The organism is Moorena sp. (genome assembly GCF_982860115.1).
Window position 1 is genome coordinate 1 of sequence record NZ_CEYLVT010000115.1, and the last position, 15,671, is coordinate 15,671.

General features: G+C 44.9%; 15 protein-coding genes and 2 pseudogenes. 16 read left to right on the top strand and 1 reads right to left on the bottom strand.

Annotation, left to right across the window (positions count from 1 at the left end):
• Positions 1–3,999: baseplate J/gp47 family protein (locus tag AC4II3_RS19215; RefSeq protein ID WP_490722867.1), on the top strand; the 3,999-nt coding region annotated here is incomplete at its 5' end.
• A 30-nt stretch (positions 4,000–4,029) separates the two neighbouring features.
• Entirely contained in the window at positions 4,030–6,147 is a 2,118-nt protein-coding gene (locus tag AC4II3_RS19220) for a LamG-like jellyroll fold domain-containing protein (RefSeq protein WP_488009858.1), read from the top strand.
• Here AC4II3_RS19220 and AC4II3_RS19225 read toward each other — a convergent pair.
• On the bottom strand, positions 6,119–6,283 hold the full coding sequence (locus AC4II3_RS19225) for a hypothetical protein (protein ID WP_488029410.1): 165 nt from the start codon (positions 6,281–6,283) through the stop codon (positions 6,119–6,121). The genes AC4II3_RS19220 and AC4II3_RS19225 overlap by 29 nt on opposite strands.
• Positions 6,284–6,496: 213 nt before the next feature.
• Between AC4II3_RS19225 and AC4II3_RS19230 the strand changes: the two genes are divergently transcribed.
• The 14 genes and pseudogenes from AC4II3_RS19230 to AC4II3_RS19295 all read left to right on the top strand — a co-directional run bounded on the left by AC4II3_RS19230 (position 6,497) and on the right by AC4II3_RS19295 (position 15,309).
• A complete protein-coding gene (locus AC4II3_RS19230; protein ID WP_488009854.1) occupies positions 6,497–7,150 on the top strand; it encodes a phage tail protein I in 654 nt (217 codons plus the stop codon).
• A gap of 8 nt (positions 7,151–7,158) precedes the next feature.
• Positions 7,159–7,347: a hypothetical protein gene (locus AC4II3_RS19235; RefSeq protein ID WP_488009852.1), complete on the top strand. Its 189-nt coding sequence runs from the start codon at positions 7,159–7,161 to the stop codon at positions 7,345–7,347.
• Entirely contained in the window at positions 7,283–9,916 is a 2,634-nt protein-coding gene (locus AC4II3_RS19240; protein ID WP_488009850.1) for a tail fiber domain-containing protein, read from the top strand. The genes AC4II3_RS19235 and AC4II3_RS19240 overlap by 65 nt, the downstream gene beginning before the upstream one ends.
• Positions 9,917–10,158: 242 nt before the next feature.
• Positions 10,159–10,377, top strand: coding sequence for a hypothetical protein (locus AC4II3_RS19245; protein WP_488009848.1), 219 nt, complete (start codon positions 10,159–10,161; stop codon positions 10,375–10,377).
• Complete coding sequence (locus tag AC4II3_RS19250; protein WP_488009846.1) at positions 10,367–10,501, top strand: hypothetical protein; 135 nt, start codon at positions 10,367–10,369, stop codon at positions 10,499–10,501. The genes AC4II3_RS19245 and AC4II3_RS19250 overlap by 11 nt, the downstream gene beginning before the upstream one ends.
• A gap of 235 nt (positions 10,502–10,736) precedes the next feature.
• Positions 10,737–11,030 carry a type II toxin-antitoxin system Phd/YefM family antitoxin gene (locus AC4II3_RS19255; protein WP_424094782.1) on the top strand — a complete coding sequence of 98 codons (294 nt, stop codon included), beginning with the start codon at positions 10,737–10,739 and terminating at the stop codon, positions 11,028–11,030.
• Entirely contained in the window at positions 11,027–11,455 is a 429-nt protein-coding gene (locus AC4II3_RS19260; RefSeq protein WP_488009844.1) for a PIN domain-containing protein, read from the top strand. Before AC4II3_RS19255 ends, AC4II3_RS19260 begins: the two co-directional genes overlap by 4 nt.
• 97 nt (positions 11,456–11,552) lie before the next feature.
• Positions 11,553–11,891, top strand: coding sequence for a DUF433 domain-containing protein (locus AC4II3_RS19265; RefSeq protein WP_488009842.1), 339 nt, complete (start codon positions 11,553–11,555; stop codon positions 11,889–11,891).
• A pseudogene (locus tag AC4II3_RS19270) lies at positions 11,881–12,105 on the top strand (DUF5615 family PIN-like protein); the annotation flags it as partial. The gene AC4II3_RS19265 and the pseudogene AC4II3_RS19270, both read left to right, overlap by 11 nt.
• Before the next feature lie 299 nt (positions 12,106–12,404).
• Entirely contained in the window at positions 12,405–12,794 is a 390-nt protein-coding gene (locus AC4II3_RS19275) for a hypothetical protein (protein WP_488009840.1), read from the top strand.
• A gap of 20 nt (positions 12,795–12,814) precedes the next feature.
• Positions 12,815–13,183 carry a hypothetical protein gene (locus tag AC4II3_RS19280; protein ID WP_488009838.1) on the top strand — a complete coding sequence of 123 codons (369 nt, stop codon included), beginning with the start codon at positions 12,815–12,817 and terminating at the stop codon, positions 13,181–13,183.
• 376 nt (positions 13,184–13,559) lie between these two features.
• A pseudogene (locus AC4II3_RS19285) lies at positions 13,560–14,135 on the top strand (REP-associated tyrosine transposase).
• Between the two features lie 470 nt (positions 14,136–14,605).
• Positions 14,606–14,866 carry a hypothetical protein gene (locus AC4II3_RS19290; protein WP_488009836.1) on the top strand — a complete coding sequence of 87 codons (261 nt, stop codon included), beginning with the start codon at positions 14,606–14,608 and terminating at the stop codon, positions 14,864–14,866.
• Between the two features lie 2 nt (positions 14,867–14,868).
• Entirely contained in the window at positions 14,869–15,309 is a 441-nt protein-coding gene (locus AC4II3_RS19295; protein WP_488009834.1) for a hypothetical protein, read from the top strand.
• The last annotated feature ends 362 nt before the right edge of the window (positions 15,310–15,671 follow it).

The following is a 15,671-nucleotide window of genomic DNA, read 5'->3' on the forward strand; positions in this document are numbered from 1 at the left end:
CCTACTCCCTACTCCCTACTCCCTACTCCCTACTCCCTACTCCCTACTCCCTACTTTCTTATGCAAGCTCCAAAGATTGATCAACGTAGCTATAAAGACATCGTTGCCTATACGGAGGCGTGCGCTAAGGCGTTCACAGACTGGCGTCCTTTGGCAGATGAAAAGCCAGATGCTGGTCGGTCACTAATTCGTATTTTTGGTCATCTGGCAACGATTGTTGGCGATCGCCTTAATCAAGTCCCGGATAAAAACTTCCTCGCCTTTCTAGACTTGATTGGCACTAGCATTGGACCACCCCGACCAGCGCGAGTACCCTTGACCTTTTATTTGGCAACTGGTAGTACAGAAGCCTTGGTTCCGGCTCAGACGGAGGTGGCAGCACCGCCCACAGAAGGAGAGGAAGAAGAGGTCATTTTCGAGACCGAGCGTGATTTAGTCTTGACCAATGTGCAACTGCAAGCAGTGTTTGTGCGGGAACCGGAACAAGACCGCTATAGCGATCGCACTAAGCAAGCAACGGGTCAAGAAGATGCTGCTTTTCTAACCTTTGCAGGGGATCAGCCCATTGAACATTCCCTCCATTTGGCTTGTGACGACCTGCTCACCTTACCTGAATCGAAAACTCTCACCCTAACCATTGACTCTCCTAATCCAGTTGGCTTAGCAGCAGTACCAATCACTTGGTCTTACTGGAATGGTGAGGTCTGGAAACCAATACTAGGAATTATTGAGGGCTTAGAGGTTGAAATTGGATCTGCTGAAGTTATCGTCCAACCTGGAAAGGCGATAGATTATCAAGGTCGAGAAATTAATCTCGCTCAAAAACAGTCTGTTGACCTGAGCAGCAACACCAATCAAACTAGGCTAGTAGTAATTTCCTACAGTGAATCAGAACCAGTCCTGGAACTAATTGCTGAGACCGATACTAGTAAACCAGCGAATACTCATATCCGTTTGGCCCGTCTAGACATTGACGACCAGAACCAAATTAGCAAGTCCTTCCCAAGCTTGACTAACTCAGGTAACAGTCAGTGGCAGGTGTCCATTGAGAATCTGCCAGTCCCCAGTCACAGTAGTATTAATGGGATCAATGCTGCCTGGCTTAAAGCTCAGCTTACCAATACTCCATTACCTCCACCTCAGTCATTGCCACAGATCAATCACATTAGTGCCAGTGTGGAGATTAATGGCAGTGATATAGTACCAGAGTTGTGCTTTTTCGATACCGATGAACTGGATCTGAGCAAAGATTTCTATCCCTTTGGTGAGGAGCCTGGTTTTAACGATACCTTTTATCTGGCTAGTCAGGAAGTTTTCTCTAAACCTGGAGCCGAAGTTACCGTTAATTTAGTTTTAAGTAGTGATGCTCCACCGGTTAATACCACTGGGGGTGTTGAAGTCCGCTGGGAAGTCTGGAATGGTAGTACTTGGCAGGTAGTTAAACATAATAGTTCTGGTCTGTCTGCTGCCAACTTCACTATTGGCGGTGCATTTACTTTCACCCTCCCTGACCAGATGGAACCGCAGCCAGTAAATGGGGAAACCAATTATTGGCTTCGTGCTCGGATTATCACGGGTAATTATGGTACTGAGGAAGCTACCGCAGAAGAAACCAGTACCACACTCCAGCCATCTCGTGCCATTAGCACCACACTCACTCAAGCTGTTAACAGTGGAGCCAATACCCTACAGGTCAGTAGCGCTAGTGGCTTTCAAGATAATGACTCTATTCTGATTGGGGCAGACACTAGTCAACCGGAATATGCGCAAATTAGTAGTATTAGCTCTAATACCCTAACTCTGACCAATACTATCTATTCCGACCATGCCAGTGGAGCAACGGTGGAACTTTTTGAACAAGAGGTCAGCAGTGGTATCAACACCATCAAGGTAGATAGTGTCAGAGGTTTTTTGCCTAGCGATCGCATCCGGATTGATCCAGGTACTAACAAGCAGGAAGACTTGGAGATTGCTAGTATCAATTTCAACGAGAATACCCTGACCCTGACGAGCAACCTCACTCAATCTCATCCAGTGGAAACGAGTGTGGTACTCCTACCAGCCTCAGCGTTAGCTCCACCAGTGGTAAAATCCCTGAAGCTAAGCTATAGCTACAACTCAGGTGATTCCCCTCTCTCAGCTTGCTTGACCTACAATGATTTCACTTATGTAGATTGCACCACTAACGCTCAGCAGGATGGCTCCCCTTTTGAGGCTTTTACTCCCACTCAAGACGATAGACCGACCCTTTACCTAGGCTTTGATACTCCCTTTGCCAACCGCTCCACCACGATCTATGCCCAGGTAGAACCCCCAGCACCAGGGGAATTGGCCACAAGTCCTACCATAACTCAGCCAGCAGTGATAGCAGCAGAATATTCCAGCCTTGACAGTTGGGTGCGTTTAGGCGTGGAAGCCGATGAAACCGCTGCCATGAGTCAACCGGGTTTAGTCCGGTTTATTGGACCAACTGACTTGACAAAGCAATCACAATTTGGTAAAGACTTATATTGGCTGCGAATTCGCTGGCAAGGGGGTGATTTTAGAGTGCCACCCCGACTACGGCGGTTGCTGCTTAATACAACTTGGGCAACCCAGGCAACCACCATTGAGAATGAAATCCTTGGTTCGAGTAATGGGAATCCCGATCAAACCTTCTTCACCCTCCAGTTTCCTGTGTTAGAGGGTCAACAACTAGAGGTCCGGGAAGAGGAAGAAACGGATCTACAAGAGGAGGTGTGGGTAGTTTGGCAAGAAGTATCAGATTTCTATGGTTCCGGAGCGGAAGACCGTCACTATGTTCTCAATCACCTGACCGGAGAAGTAAGCTTTGGCAACAACCAACAGGGAAGGATACCACCCCTAGGTAGCAACAATATCCGTATGGTTTACTACCGCACAGGTGGTGGTAAACAGGGTAACAAACCAGCTGAAACTATCACCGAACTCAAGACCACAGTGCCTTATGTAGATAGTGTCACTAACCTAGAAGCTGCTAGTGGTGGATCCAATCAGGAGTCTCTAGAGTGGGTGAAGGAACAAGGGCCGAAGACATTGCGCCATCGGTACAAAGCTGTAACTGCCGAAGACATTGAAGATTTGGTCTACCAAGCATCCACTGATGTAGCCAGGGCATGGGCAATTACTCCTGAATTTAACCCAAAAGACTTACAGTGGTTGCCAAACTACTACCTGCCGTTGGAGCAATCAGGGACGATCACGGTCAGTTTATGGTCCCAGGGTAATAATCCCCCAACCAGCTATCAAGTACAGGTCAAGATTAATGGTCCAGGACAGACGATAGCTTATGAGGAAAAAATCTTTACTTCTGATCAATCTAGCGGACGCGAACTGAGTTACCCAGTCACAGCCAGCCAATTCAGTCTTGGCAGCGAATGGTACGTGACTATGGTCAACTTGGGCGATGTTAACGTTAGCGGTGATGTCACCATCGAGTACCCTGATGGTTCTCTGACAGGAAATTTCAACCTACCCCCCAAGACCACAAGTGACCATGCTGACAATAGTCCTTATCTAGACCGAGACGATGTCGGTCAAGTAGAACTGATTATTCTACCGGATTCTTCAGCACGGCAACCTACTCCCAGTCTTGGTTTGCTGGACTTAGTAGAGGAATACATCCTGGCTCGCTGTGCCCCCACCCTAGACCTGCGAGTGACGGGACCCTATTGGGTAGAAGTTACAGTCACAGCTGAGGTTGTACCCCTCTCCTTAGACCTTGCCGAAGCCGTTGTAATGGAGGTCAACGATGCCCTGAACCACTTTTTACATCCCCTGACTGGTGGAGTAGAAGGTCAAGGCTGGCCTTTTGGTCGTCAGCCCCATAAATCAGACCTGTATCGGTTAATCGAATCCGTTCCAGGTGTGAATTATGTTAACTATCTCTCCATTGACCTAGCCGAGATACCTGACGAACAAAGGAACCGCTTCCTAATCTATTCCGGTGAACATCAAATTAGTCTGGGTCAGGATTCTTAATTCTTAATTCTCACAACCAACTAATGAAAAATGCCACTACCACTACCTAACCTAGATGACCGTACTTATGCTGACCTCTTGGAAGAGGCTCGGTCTCTAATACCGAAAGAGTATCCTAATTGGACTGACCACAATCCTACTGACCCTGGCATCATCTTGATTGAGATGTTGGCTTGGTTGACGGAGATGGTGATTTACCGGACTAATCAGATCCCAGATGAAAACCAAAAAATGTTTCTGAAGCTGCTTAATGGTTCCCAGTGGCAGCTGGAAGGGGATTTGGAGACAGCAGTGCAGCAAACCATTGTGGATTTGCGGCAACGCTACCGGGCAGTCAGTAGTGAGGACTTTGAACAACTGGTACTACAAGACTGGCACGAAACACCAACCGCTAAAGCTCTTGGTCCTTTTGGTGTAGTCGCTAGGGCTAAATGCATTTCTCAGCAGAATCTGGCTTTGAGTGAACCAACTGCCAGAGAAGAACCTGCGCCAGGAAACATTAGCTTGCTGGTGGTTCCTCAAACTTTGCCTGATAACTACAGTTTGCTCTCCTTTGATGGCCAGGATGATTATCTGGAAATCCCTCACTCAGACCAACTCAATTTTGCTAACGATCAAGCTAAGGATCAAAATTTTACCATTGAACTTTGGGTCAGACCTAAAAAAGTTCAAGCTAGAACCCAAGAAACCCATAATAGTATCTTAGAAAAAGGGAGTGGTGCTGGGGGTTTTCCTTATGGGATTAGATATGAAAATCGCTCTGGTAAATTACAGGTAATTAGAAGTGATGGTACTAACTTGGCTACCATTAGTTCTACCAAAGTCATTAATGATGACAACTTTCATCACGTTGCTTTTGTAAAAGATAGTTCAACACTGTACTTATATCTTGATGGAGAATTAGAAGGCTTTACTGAAGATATCACTTCAGGTAATACTATTAATGATTCATCCCTTTATCTTGGCTGTCGAGGTAACCAAAGCCATTATTTCCAAGGCATAATTACTCAATTGCGGATTTGGGAGGGAGTCCGCTTGCAGGCAGACATTAAACAGGAGATGAATGACTTTCTTAAAGGTACAGAAAAGGGATTAGTTGGTTGCTGGGATTTGGATGAAGGCTCTGGTATCCTTGCTAAGGATAAGACTGTTAACCAAAATCATGGAACTATCCAAGGAGCCAGTTGGTATCAACCCAATATCATTGCTGTTCTGTTGCAAGGCTTATGGTCTTTCTTGGATGAACGGCGGCTGCTGACCGTACGCCATCACGTAGTTACCCCAGACTACCTACCCTTGCAAGTTTGGGCGCGACTCTATCTAGTAGCGGGGGGCAATGCGCAGCAGGTTAAAGACCAGGCAAACCAGGAGGCGCAAGCTTTCTTCCACCCAGTTAATTCCCAGTCTTATTGGGATGGTCAGGGTTGGCCTTTTGGTAGGAGTATTTACGTTTCGGAGCTATATCAATTACTGGATAGCATCCCTGGAGTTGACTATGCCGAGGATGTCATGGTTCATACTCATGAGCTAACCACTACTGTTTTAACTCAGGCAAGCTCAAGATCCCAGACTCAGATTACGGTTAAAGACACCACCGGTTTTAACCCAGGGGATACTATTCAACTAGACCCCAGCAGTAGTGATCAAGAATACTATACGATTAGTACTATTGAGGAAGGACTAAAACAATTGACCTTGTCTTCAGGTTTAAATAAAGCTTATGGACTGGGAACAATGGTTGTCCGTCCCCTTAGTTTTGAGATTACTGAAGTGATATCCAACCTTGAGTTCAAGGTGAATCAAGTAACGGGATTAGCAGCGGGGGATACGGTTCGCATCATTCCTACTAATAGCAATCCCGAAAATATAGAAATTGACACTGTTGATTTTTCCAGCAATAAAATTACCCTCAAACAAGCTCTCAGCCAAGCTCCAACCACAGGGACAAAGGTGGTTCAGTTAGGAACCTGGCGGGAGGAACGCAGTAAACCGAAAGAAAGCTATCAGTTTATCGAAAAAGAGCTGATCAGAGTTAAACTTAAAAACTATGAGTTAGTAGACTTCAACGTACAGTTGAATTTAGTAATCATGGAATACATAGGGGAGCAATGGCAATTAACTAGCTCGGGAGTGGGGAGTGGGGAGTAGGGAATGGGGAATCGGGAATCGGGAATGGGGAATCGGGAATCGGGAGTCGGGAAAAAATCCGGCGTTGCTGAATCTTCGCGCTGAATAGGAGTAGAGTGGGCATCCTGCCCGCCCGAAAATATATTGAAACTGGCAAGATGCCTATATTGAAACTGGCAAGATGCCAGTTCCACCCAAGATGCCCATTTCACCTTACTCTTAAAATCATTCCATGATTAAGTAACCCCAAAAATCCTGATCTCCGGACTCCCGACTCCGGACTCCCGATTCCCGATTCCCGACTCCCGATTCCCGATTCCCCATTCCCGATTCCCCATTCCCTATTCCCTATTCCCTATTCCCTTGACTTATGTCCAACAACCTAAGTAGCTATCTAAACTATCTACCAGCTAACTTTCAGGAAGACCCTTTTGTTGGTCGGTTTCTGCTAGCCCTTGAGCGGGTAATGAGTGGTTTTTTACCTAGGGATACTGATGATCCAAATCCTGAACAGTTGGCTCTAGAAGAGTACATTGACCGTATCCCTACTTACTTCAATCCCTATAATCATCCTGATTTACCAGTAGAGTCAGAGATAGCACCAACTGAGTTTATACCTTGGCTGGCCAGTTGGGTAGCGTTAAGTTTGCGAGATGATTGGAGTGAGGAGACTAAACGCCGATTTATCAGCAATATTGTCCCTCTTTATCGCCAACGGGGGACTAAGGCGGGAGTGAAGCAAATGCTAGAACTTTACACTCAAGAAGACGTCAAAATCTACGAATTTGAACAACCTGCTCATTACTTCCAGGTGACAATCACCTTGAACGAGCGAGACCCTCAAAAGCTTCAACGTCAGGAAGAAATTGCTAAGGCAATTGTGAATCAGGAGAAACCAGCTCACACCTTTTATGCCTTGCGGGTGTTAATACCCGGTATGCAAATTATTAATGAGCCCACTGAAAGTAAACCAGGCATCATCGTTGGGGAGACTACACTATTGGGCACCACAACGATATCGTAACTAAGGGTGTGGGGTGTGGGGTGTGGGGAGTCGGGAATCGGGAGTCGGGAGTCGGGAGTGTGGTAAGTGTGGTAAGTGTGGGGAGTGTGGTAAGTGTGGGGAGTGTGGGAGGTACACAAGATTTTTTCACTCTTGCCTATTCCCTATTGCCTGTTCCCTATTCCCTACTCCCTACTCCCTACTCCCTACCCAATTGAAAACTTCTATAAAACCATAACTAGGATAATTACCATGGCAGATTATACTCAGTATCCTTACATTGACAAGCGAGTACGCTACTTCGATGGTGAGTTTTTAAAAGACCAGGATTTTATTGATGAACAAAAGTATCATATTGACCGAAAGCGCCGCCTAGACCAATTCCTCAGGGTTTCCGGCATTTGTGATGGTTTGACTCTTAAAACTGACACTAATCAGGTGATTGTTACCCCTGGTACTGCTCTTGACAGTGAAGGTCGGCAGATTATTCTGAGTACAGACTCTTCGCCAATCAATCTTAGCGGGTATCAAAGTCAGGAAGTTTACTTAGTTATTTCCTATCAAGAGGAACAATCGGATCAGACAACTGATGGAGGTTTGGGTAGCAGTGGTGCCAGGCGCTGGCACGAAAAGCCCAATATCCAAGTTGCTACCCTGGGAAATGTGCCTGAGGACTCGATTGTTCTGGCAAAGCTGGCAATTGCTGGAAACGGTACTGTGACTCCTGATCTCAGTGTACGCCAGTATTCTGGAGTGCGTTTGCCTAGTGGTAATTTGGATAGTGGTGCAATCACTGGACCAACCCTGCGTTCTGGTGGTAATAGTGCTAGTAGTTTGGTTGTTATTGATGGTGATTTGAGTGTGACTGGTGATACCACGCTAGATAGTCATTTAAGTGTTACAGGTAATACCACTCTCAATAATTTGACCATTGACGACTCTGCAACCCTCAGTTTCCACAAAAACATGCGGGAGATGATTAATTTGTGGGATCAACGCTATGGCATCGGTATTCAGAGTCATACACAGTATTTTCGCACCGCTAAAAACTTTGCCTGGTACAAAGATGGCTCTCATCACGATAACGAACTGAATCCTGGTGATGGCACAGTCCAGATGGTGATTAAAGATGGTAAGGTTGGTATCGGCACCAACGATCCAGGTTCATCGAAATTGAAAGTACAAGGGAATTTGACTGTTAGCGCAGGCAACATTCAACTCGATGGTGCTCAACAAATTGTCTTTACCAATAATGACACTAGCAACAACCTCAAATTGCAACTTTGGGGTGGATACGGACTGGGTATCAATAGTAGCACTTTATTTTATGCTGCCAATGGCAAGCATTCCTGGAGAGATACTAATGGCACTAATGAGAGAATGGCGTTAAGCACAGCAGCCAATGGTGGTCTGACTGTCAAAGGTACAGGTAACTCTTCCTTTGCAGGTAACCTTGGTATTGGGACAACAGATCCAGGTTCATCGAAATTAAAAGTACAAGGGAAGTTGACTGTTAGCGCAGGCAACATTCAACTCGATGGTGCTCAACAAATTGTCTTTACCAATAATGACACTAGCAACAACCTCAAATTGCAACTTTGGGGTGGATACGGACTGGGTATCAATGGTAGCACTTTGTTTTATGCTGCCAATGGCAACCACTCCTGGAGAGACGATGATGGCACTAATGAGAGAATGGTGTTAACCACAGCAGCCAATGGTGGTCTGACTGTCAAGGGTACAGGCAACTCTTCCTTTGCAGGTAATCTTGGTATCGGCACAACAGATCCAGGTTCATCGAAATTGAAAGTACAAGGGAATTTGACTGTCACAGGCAATGCCACCCTCGAAAGTTTGACCCTCAACGACAATTTCAGCCTAGGCGGTTCTAATACCCTTAGCTTTGGCTCCCAAGTTAGGCAGATGATAAATTTGTGGAACCAAGACTATGGCATTGGTGTTCAGAGTGGTACACAGTATTTTCGCACCGCTACAAACTTTGCCTGGTACAAAGGTGGCTCTCATAACGATAACCAACTGAATGCTGGTGGTGGCACAGTCCAGATGGTGATTAAAAATGGTAATGTTGGTATTGGGACAACGGATCCGAATCAGATGCTGGATGTGGTAACCTCAACAAGCTATAACAACAGAGTAGTTGCAAGGTTTTACCGTCCTTCCGATGACACTGCTGCATTAATTGAATGTGGTGATAGCAACGAAGCTTTCATTCAATTCAAAAACCAAACCACAGGAAGCGATTCCTGGATGGCTGGTATGGACGATGACGAGAAATTCAAGATTGCCTATGGCTCTACAGAAATTACCACTAGTAACTCCAAATTCACTGTCGAACAAGATGGGGATGTGAGAATTTCTGGTGGTTTATATGTTACTGATGTCCCTTATGGTGATCACAAAAATGCACAGTGGAATAGTGGTACGGGACAATTATATCACGACAATTCTTCCGCTAAAACGAAGGAAAATATCATTTCTCTGGAAGACGATTTTGAGAAAATTTTGACAGTAGAACCCAAGACTTATACACGACCTAACGATCCCAATCGTTGGGAAATTGGATACATTGCTGAGGAGTTTAACGAAATTGGTCTTAACAAACTTGTTTACTATGACGAACAGGGGTTACCTGAAGCAATTAATTACCGAAAAATAAGCATGTACTTAGTTGAAGTTATAAAAGATATGGCTCACAAGAGCAGCAACTATGAACAACGGATCAATCAATTGGAACTTCAACTAAATCAACTAGTCTCAGATGACTAAGTTTAGCAAGATTTGGAGCTAGGGTAAAATGATGGGATTGAAAGCCCAAGCAAACAACAACAATCCTAGGGTGGGCATTGCTGAGTAGAATTGTAGCGTGGGCATTGCTGATAAAGATCATGATTGAACACCGAGCAATTAAATGGGCAATGCCCACCAATGCCTAACCAACCCAATATCCATAGTTTATTGACCATAATTTTGACCTTGAGATACCTTTTTATTACAGATAAAATTAAACCATGAAAGAAAAACTCGAACAACGCTTACAATCCCTGAAATCAGAATATGAAGCTGGTCAAAAAATGCTAGCCGAACTAGAAGCAAAACAAGCAAACTTGCGAGAAACTTTACTCCGCATCAGTGGCGCAATTCAGGTACTGGAAGAAACCTTAGGGGAAGGAACTGATACAGCGGAAAACAACACTCAGCCATCGGAGGCAGTAGTAGTTGAATCGTAGAATCGGGAATCGGGAATCGGGAGTCGGGAGATATATTGTAGGGTGGGCATTGCTGATCAAGATCATGATTGAACCCCGAGCAATAAAATGGGCAATGCCCACCAATGCCCAAGATATATTGTAGGGTGGGCATTGCTGATTAAGTTCATGATTGAACCCCGAGCAATGAAATAGGAAATGCCCACCAATACCCTTAAATCTTTGGGTGGGTAAAGTAATGGTGAATTCGGCCAGGGTTGGGAGTTAGTTTGAGCCAATGCCTACCCGACAAAAGCTACAAAATGCGAAAGGTCAATCGCACTAGGGATTTAGCTAGACTATAGCCATGAACCATAGCCCTATAGCTGAAAACCCGGAAAATGTCTGAAGGATACGACCTAGCGGAAGCTCGCGTACGCTTTGCTGAAATTGTCCATGATGCCGAACAGGGTAAGCCCGTACAGATTACGCGCCTGGGTAAACCTGTAGCGATTGTGTTATCACTCAGGGAGTATCAACGCTTGGCATCAGAGAATTTATCAGAAAATTTAGGATTTGGGGCAGCTTTGGCGGAATTTCGTCAGAAGTATCAAATACAGGCTTTAGATATCAATCCTGATCAAGTGTTCAACCAGGTTCGGGAAGGCTGTTTTGGTCGGGAGGTAATCTTTTGAGGGCTCCGCACTATTTGTTGGATACCAACATCTTGTCTGAACCCCTGCGTCCAGTTCCAAATTCTGGTGTGATGGAGTCATTGATCAGATTTAGTGGTTTGACCGCCACTGCTACAGTTGTATTTCACGAAATGCTCTATGGCTGTTATCGTTTGCCCAACTCTAGAAAACGTCAAGGGATAGAGGCTTATCTGAGGGAAGAAGTAGAAGCGAAGTTAATTCTACTGCCCTATGATCACGAAGCCGCGAAATGGCACGCCTCTAAGCGAGGAAGATTGGTGAAGCTGGGGAAAACACCATCTTATGTTGACGGACAGATTGCTGCGATCGCGGTTGTTAACAATCTAATTCTGGTGACGAACAATCAGGCAGACTACGTTGATTTTCAAGGTATTGAGCTAGAAAACTGGTTTACTAATTCGTGAGGTAAGCGAGTTGGAAACAGGCAATGCCCACCCTACCAAATGTGTAATCTTGCTTCTTGTGTAGGATCAAGATAACAAGAGAGTTCTCAGACCAATCATGCAACTGGAAGATTATTTTGTATTTCTTGCTCCTAATGATATCCGAATCAGAGGCACAAGAGTAGGAATTGAAACTATCCTCTATGATTTTATCCATCGTCAGCGTACTCCTGAAGAAATCGTCCAAAGTTATCCAACCCTGGAACTAGAGCAAATTTATGCTACCATTCTCTATTACCTGCACAACCACGAAACTGTCAGTACTTACCTGACTAATTGGTTAGACCATGGTCGTAAAATACTAGAACAACAGCAGCAAAACCCTTCTCCGGTTGTGGTCAAGCTGATGCAACTCAAGGCTGAACGAGAAGCAATCAAGAAGGGAAATGACCATTAAGTATCTACTAGATGAAAATGTTGATCATATCTATCAAACTCAACTGCGACTGTACAAACCAGACTTAGTGGTGTTGGTAGTTGGTGGTTCGGATGCTCCCCCCAAAAGAACCCTCGATCCAGACATTCTCTGCTGGTGTGAAGAAAATGACTTCGTACTTGTAACAAATAACCGCAGCACTATGCCAGTACATCTAGCGGATCACCTTGCCCAAGAATTGTAGGGTGGGCATTGCTGATCAAGATCATGATTGAACGCCAAGTAATGAAATGGGCAATGCCCACCAATGCCCATTTGAATGTAGAATGAAGAATTGAGAATTGTAGGGTGGGCATTGCTTAGGTGAATTTGGCCAGGGTTGGGAGTTGCTTTCAGGCCATGCCCACCGGACAAGCACTGCAAAATGTGACCTGCATGTCAATCGCACTGCTATCCTAAAGTAGGACGCTTTATTGGTAGAATGCACTAGGGAAGATTTATGCTACCCCTGTCAGTTGATACCAAAGCACTGAATTGCCAGAACCTGTCAGTCAAGCTCTAATTGATCAGCGAAAAATTGACTATCTGTTCAACAGGGACATTAAGCCAGATGACCACAACTCACCCCGCGCCGCCCAAAACTCCCAACAACTGCATCGTCTTGGACTCTATGACGAACTAGAATCTAGACAGATAGTCACAGAACATCTTCAGGGAGTGTTACTCAATGATCGCAATATCACGAAAGGATTCATCAACCGTTTTGTAGACTCTCAAACAGGAGAACTCATTGAAATTGAGATTGAAGTGCGAGACTCCCTATTACCAGGTCCATCAGGCAAATTTGTCCAGATTCATAGTTCCTGGGAAATCATATCATATCGCACCAGACGGTTTATTAGCGCTATACTTTATGGTAGATAACCCCAAATTAACTTCCAATAATGGAAACAATTAAACTACAGAGTGACTGGGATTCACTTGCCTTGATAGAGTTATTCTGCACTGAACCTCAAACTGTTCGAGCTCAGGATGGTTATTGGTGCTACGAAGTAACCGATACCTCAGATACCACTCTCAAGTTTGGGGTTAATACTATTGCTGAATCTATACAAATAGAGCTAAAGCTTGCCGGAGAGTCCAAAGCAATCCTGAGCTTTGAATTAATAGAATCCATCGAAATTATAGATTATCATAAAGGAAAATTTTCCTTTATAGTCGCCCCCGATAATCAAGCAATAAAGACTGTAATGACGATTGAACTACGTCCTAAAATCCAGGTTCATTGTTCTACCCTAAGTCTATCGGTTTAGAAAAACTAGGAATTAAGAATTAAGAATTAAGAATTAAGAATTGGAAGATAATCGTAGGGTGGGCATTGCTGAGCTTGATCATGATTTAACGCCGAACAATTAAATGGGGAATGCCCACCAATAGCCTTAAATCTTTGGGTGGGTAAAGTAATGGTGAATTCCGATAGGATTGGGGGTTATAAACCAACAATGGGTACCCTGGTTGGTGGGCATTGCTCATAGGAATTTGGGCAGGGTTGGAAGTTGGTTTCAAGCAATGCCCACCCTACGTAAGCGTAAGCTGAACCAGACAATAATCCTAGGGTAGGCATTGCTCAGTAAGCTCAACATTAGTTAACCTAGAAATGAAATGGGCAATGCCCACCAATCCACAACCATGCCTGAATATCGTCGAGCCTATGTCCCAGGTGGAACCTTTTTTCTGACCCTGGTAACCTACCACCGCACCCCTCTGTTTTCCGAACCGGAAACTATTGCCCATTTGCGTGCTGCACTTGCTAAAACTCGCACTGAGAGACCGTTTGAAATTACTGGTGCAGTTGTTTTACCTGACCATCTTCATTTTTTGTGGACTCTACCCCCAGGGGATACAGCTTATTCATACCGGGTTTCTCAGTTTAAGGTGTTGTTTACGCGATCGCTACGAGGTAAAAAATTCAAGCCACAGAATGTATCGGCATCCCGTCGTAAACACAGGGAAAGTAATGTTTGGCAGCGCCGATTTTGGGAGCATGTGATTCGAGATTAATCTGACTTCCAACAAGCTTTAGATTATATTCATTACAATCCGGTCAAGCATGGGTTGGTATCTTGTCCCCATCGGTGGGAGTATTCGAGTTTCACCAGATGGGTAGAAACAGGTCAGTATCAGATCGATTGGGGTTGTTGTTGCCGGGGCAGACAACCATTAGTTCCAGATTTTTCGGAAATTGGAGCCAAGGTTGGTGAGTGAATTATCAACGGTTGGTGGCCTAGAGAATCTTTGGGTGGGCATTGCTGATCTTAATCATGATTGAAGGCCGAGCAATGAAATGGGCAATGCCCACCAATACCCAACCAGAATCGTAGGGTGGGCATTGCTGATCTTAATGCATGATTGAAGGCCGAGCAATGAAATGGTCAATGCCCACCAATACCCTTAAATCTTTGGGTGCGCAAAGAGCCATAGGTACCCTGGTTGGTGGGCATTGCTCCGGTAAATTCCGGCAGGGTTGGGGGTTGGTTTCAAGCAATGCCCACCCTACTAAATCCGTACTACTCCATTCCGCAATGTTTGGGAGTTGGAAACCAGCAATGGATACCCTGGTTGGTGGGCATTGCTCCGGTGAATCCTGGCAGGATTGGAAGTTGGTTTCAAGCAATGCCCACCCTACAAAATCCGTACTACAAAATGCGTTCGCGTAGCGGCTCCATTCGCGTAGCGTGGCCCAAAGGCCAAGGAGCATCGCACTAGAAAAATCTCCTGAGCCTGAGGGTCGAGCTAAGAAAGATGGTGAAGGTAAAACAGTTCTTGAGTTTTCTGTGATGACGAAGGGAGTTAAACTAGGAAAATTTTTGGCATTGAATCGAGATGCACCAGTTCACACTCAGGCTTTTGCTCACCTAGAGAGTATTGCAGGGAAGTATGGCAGGTGTGCTAACTTGGGACAGTTTGGGAAGTTTGGGAATTCGACTAATTTCTAGTTATGAGAAATCCTAAAAAGCAGTTAACACTATTATCATGGACTCACTACATGTTTGGGGGATTTTGCGGATTTTACTCCCTGTTTATATTAATGTTGTATATCCCTTTTGGTCTGTTCATGATTGGCGCAAGTGACTCAATTCCTGCAAACTTATCAGGAGAGTTATCAGAGTGGTTTAAGTTATCACGAAATGTCTCATCGGACTTGCCTGGCTATTTGCTAGTCATTTCTGGTGCCATACTTTTTATCCTTGGAGAAATCTTTGCTTTTGCTATCATTCTCTCTGGATATATGCTCAGAAAAAGCAAGAATTATTGGTTTTCATTTATGATAGCTTGCCTACTATGCTGGTTCAGACCATTTGGCACACTTGTTGGAGTTTTAACGATTGTTGTTCTATCTCGGCAATCGGTAAAAAAGTTATATCCTTTTAAATATTAAAAGGGAATAGGGAATCGGGAATAGGGAACAGGGAACAGGGAACAGGGAACAGGGAATAGGGAGTAGGAAACAAAAATTATCAGAATTCATTTAGGGATGTTGATTGAATTGGATGCGAACGCGCCCCGCGTGGCCATTCGCGTAGCGTGGCCCAAAGGCCAAGGCCATCGCACTCAGACCTTCACCCTTAGACTAATGGCGACTATACTATAACGCTTGCCAACAGTCAGGGGCAAAATTTGAAGAAGGTGGGTTACGGCGCTCAACAAAACTGATTGGTAATCCCTCAAAATCCTGGCCGCGCCTAACCCACCCTACGAAATATCTAGCTATTCTCGATTCCCGATTCCCGATTCCCGATT

Excerpts from the sequence above, each read along its gene's own strand:
- AC4II3_RS19220 (WP_488009858.1), top strand. The coding sequence starts at position 4,030 with ATGCCACTACCACTACCTAACCTAGATGACCGTACTTATGCTGACCTC.
- AC4II3_RS19230 (WP_488009854.1), top strand. The coding sequence starts at position 6,497 with ATGTCCAACAACCTAAGTAGCTATCTAAACTATCTACCAGCTAACTTT.
- AC4II3_RS19245 (WP_488009848.1), top strand. The coding sequence starts at position 10,159 with ATGAAAGAAAAACTCGAACAACGCTTACAATCCCTGAAATCAGAATAT.
- AC4II3_RS19255 (WP_424094782.1), top strand. The coding sequence starts at position 10,737 with ATGTCTGAAGGATACGACCTAGCGGAAGCTCGCGTACGCTTTGCTGAA.
- AC4II3_RS19265 (WP_488009842.1), top strand. The coding sequence starts at position 11,553 with ATGCAACTGGAAGATTATTTTGTATTTCTTGCTCCTAATGATATCCGA.
- AC4II3_RS19280 (WP_488009838.1), top strand. The coding sequence starts at position 12,815 with ATGGAAACAATTAAACTACAGAGTGACTGGGATTCACTTGCCTTGATA.
- AC4II3_RS19295 (WP_488009834.1), top strand. The coding sequence starts at position 14,869 with ATGAGAAATCCTAAAAAGCAGTTAACACTATTATCATGGACTCACTAC.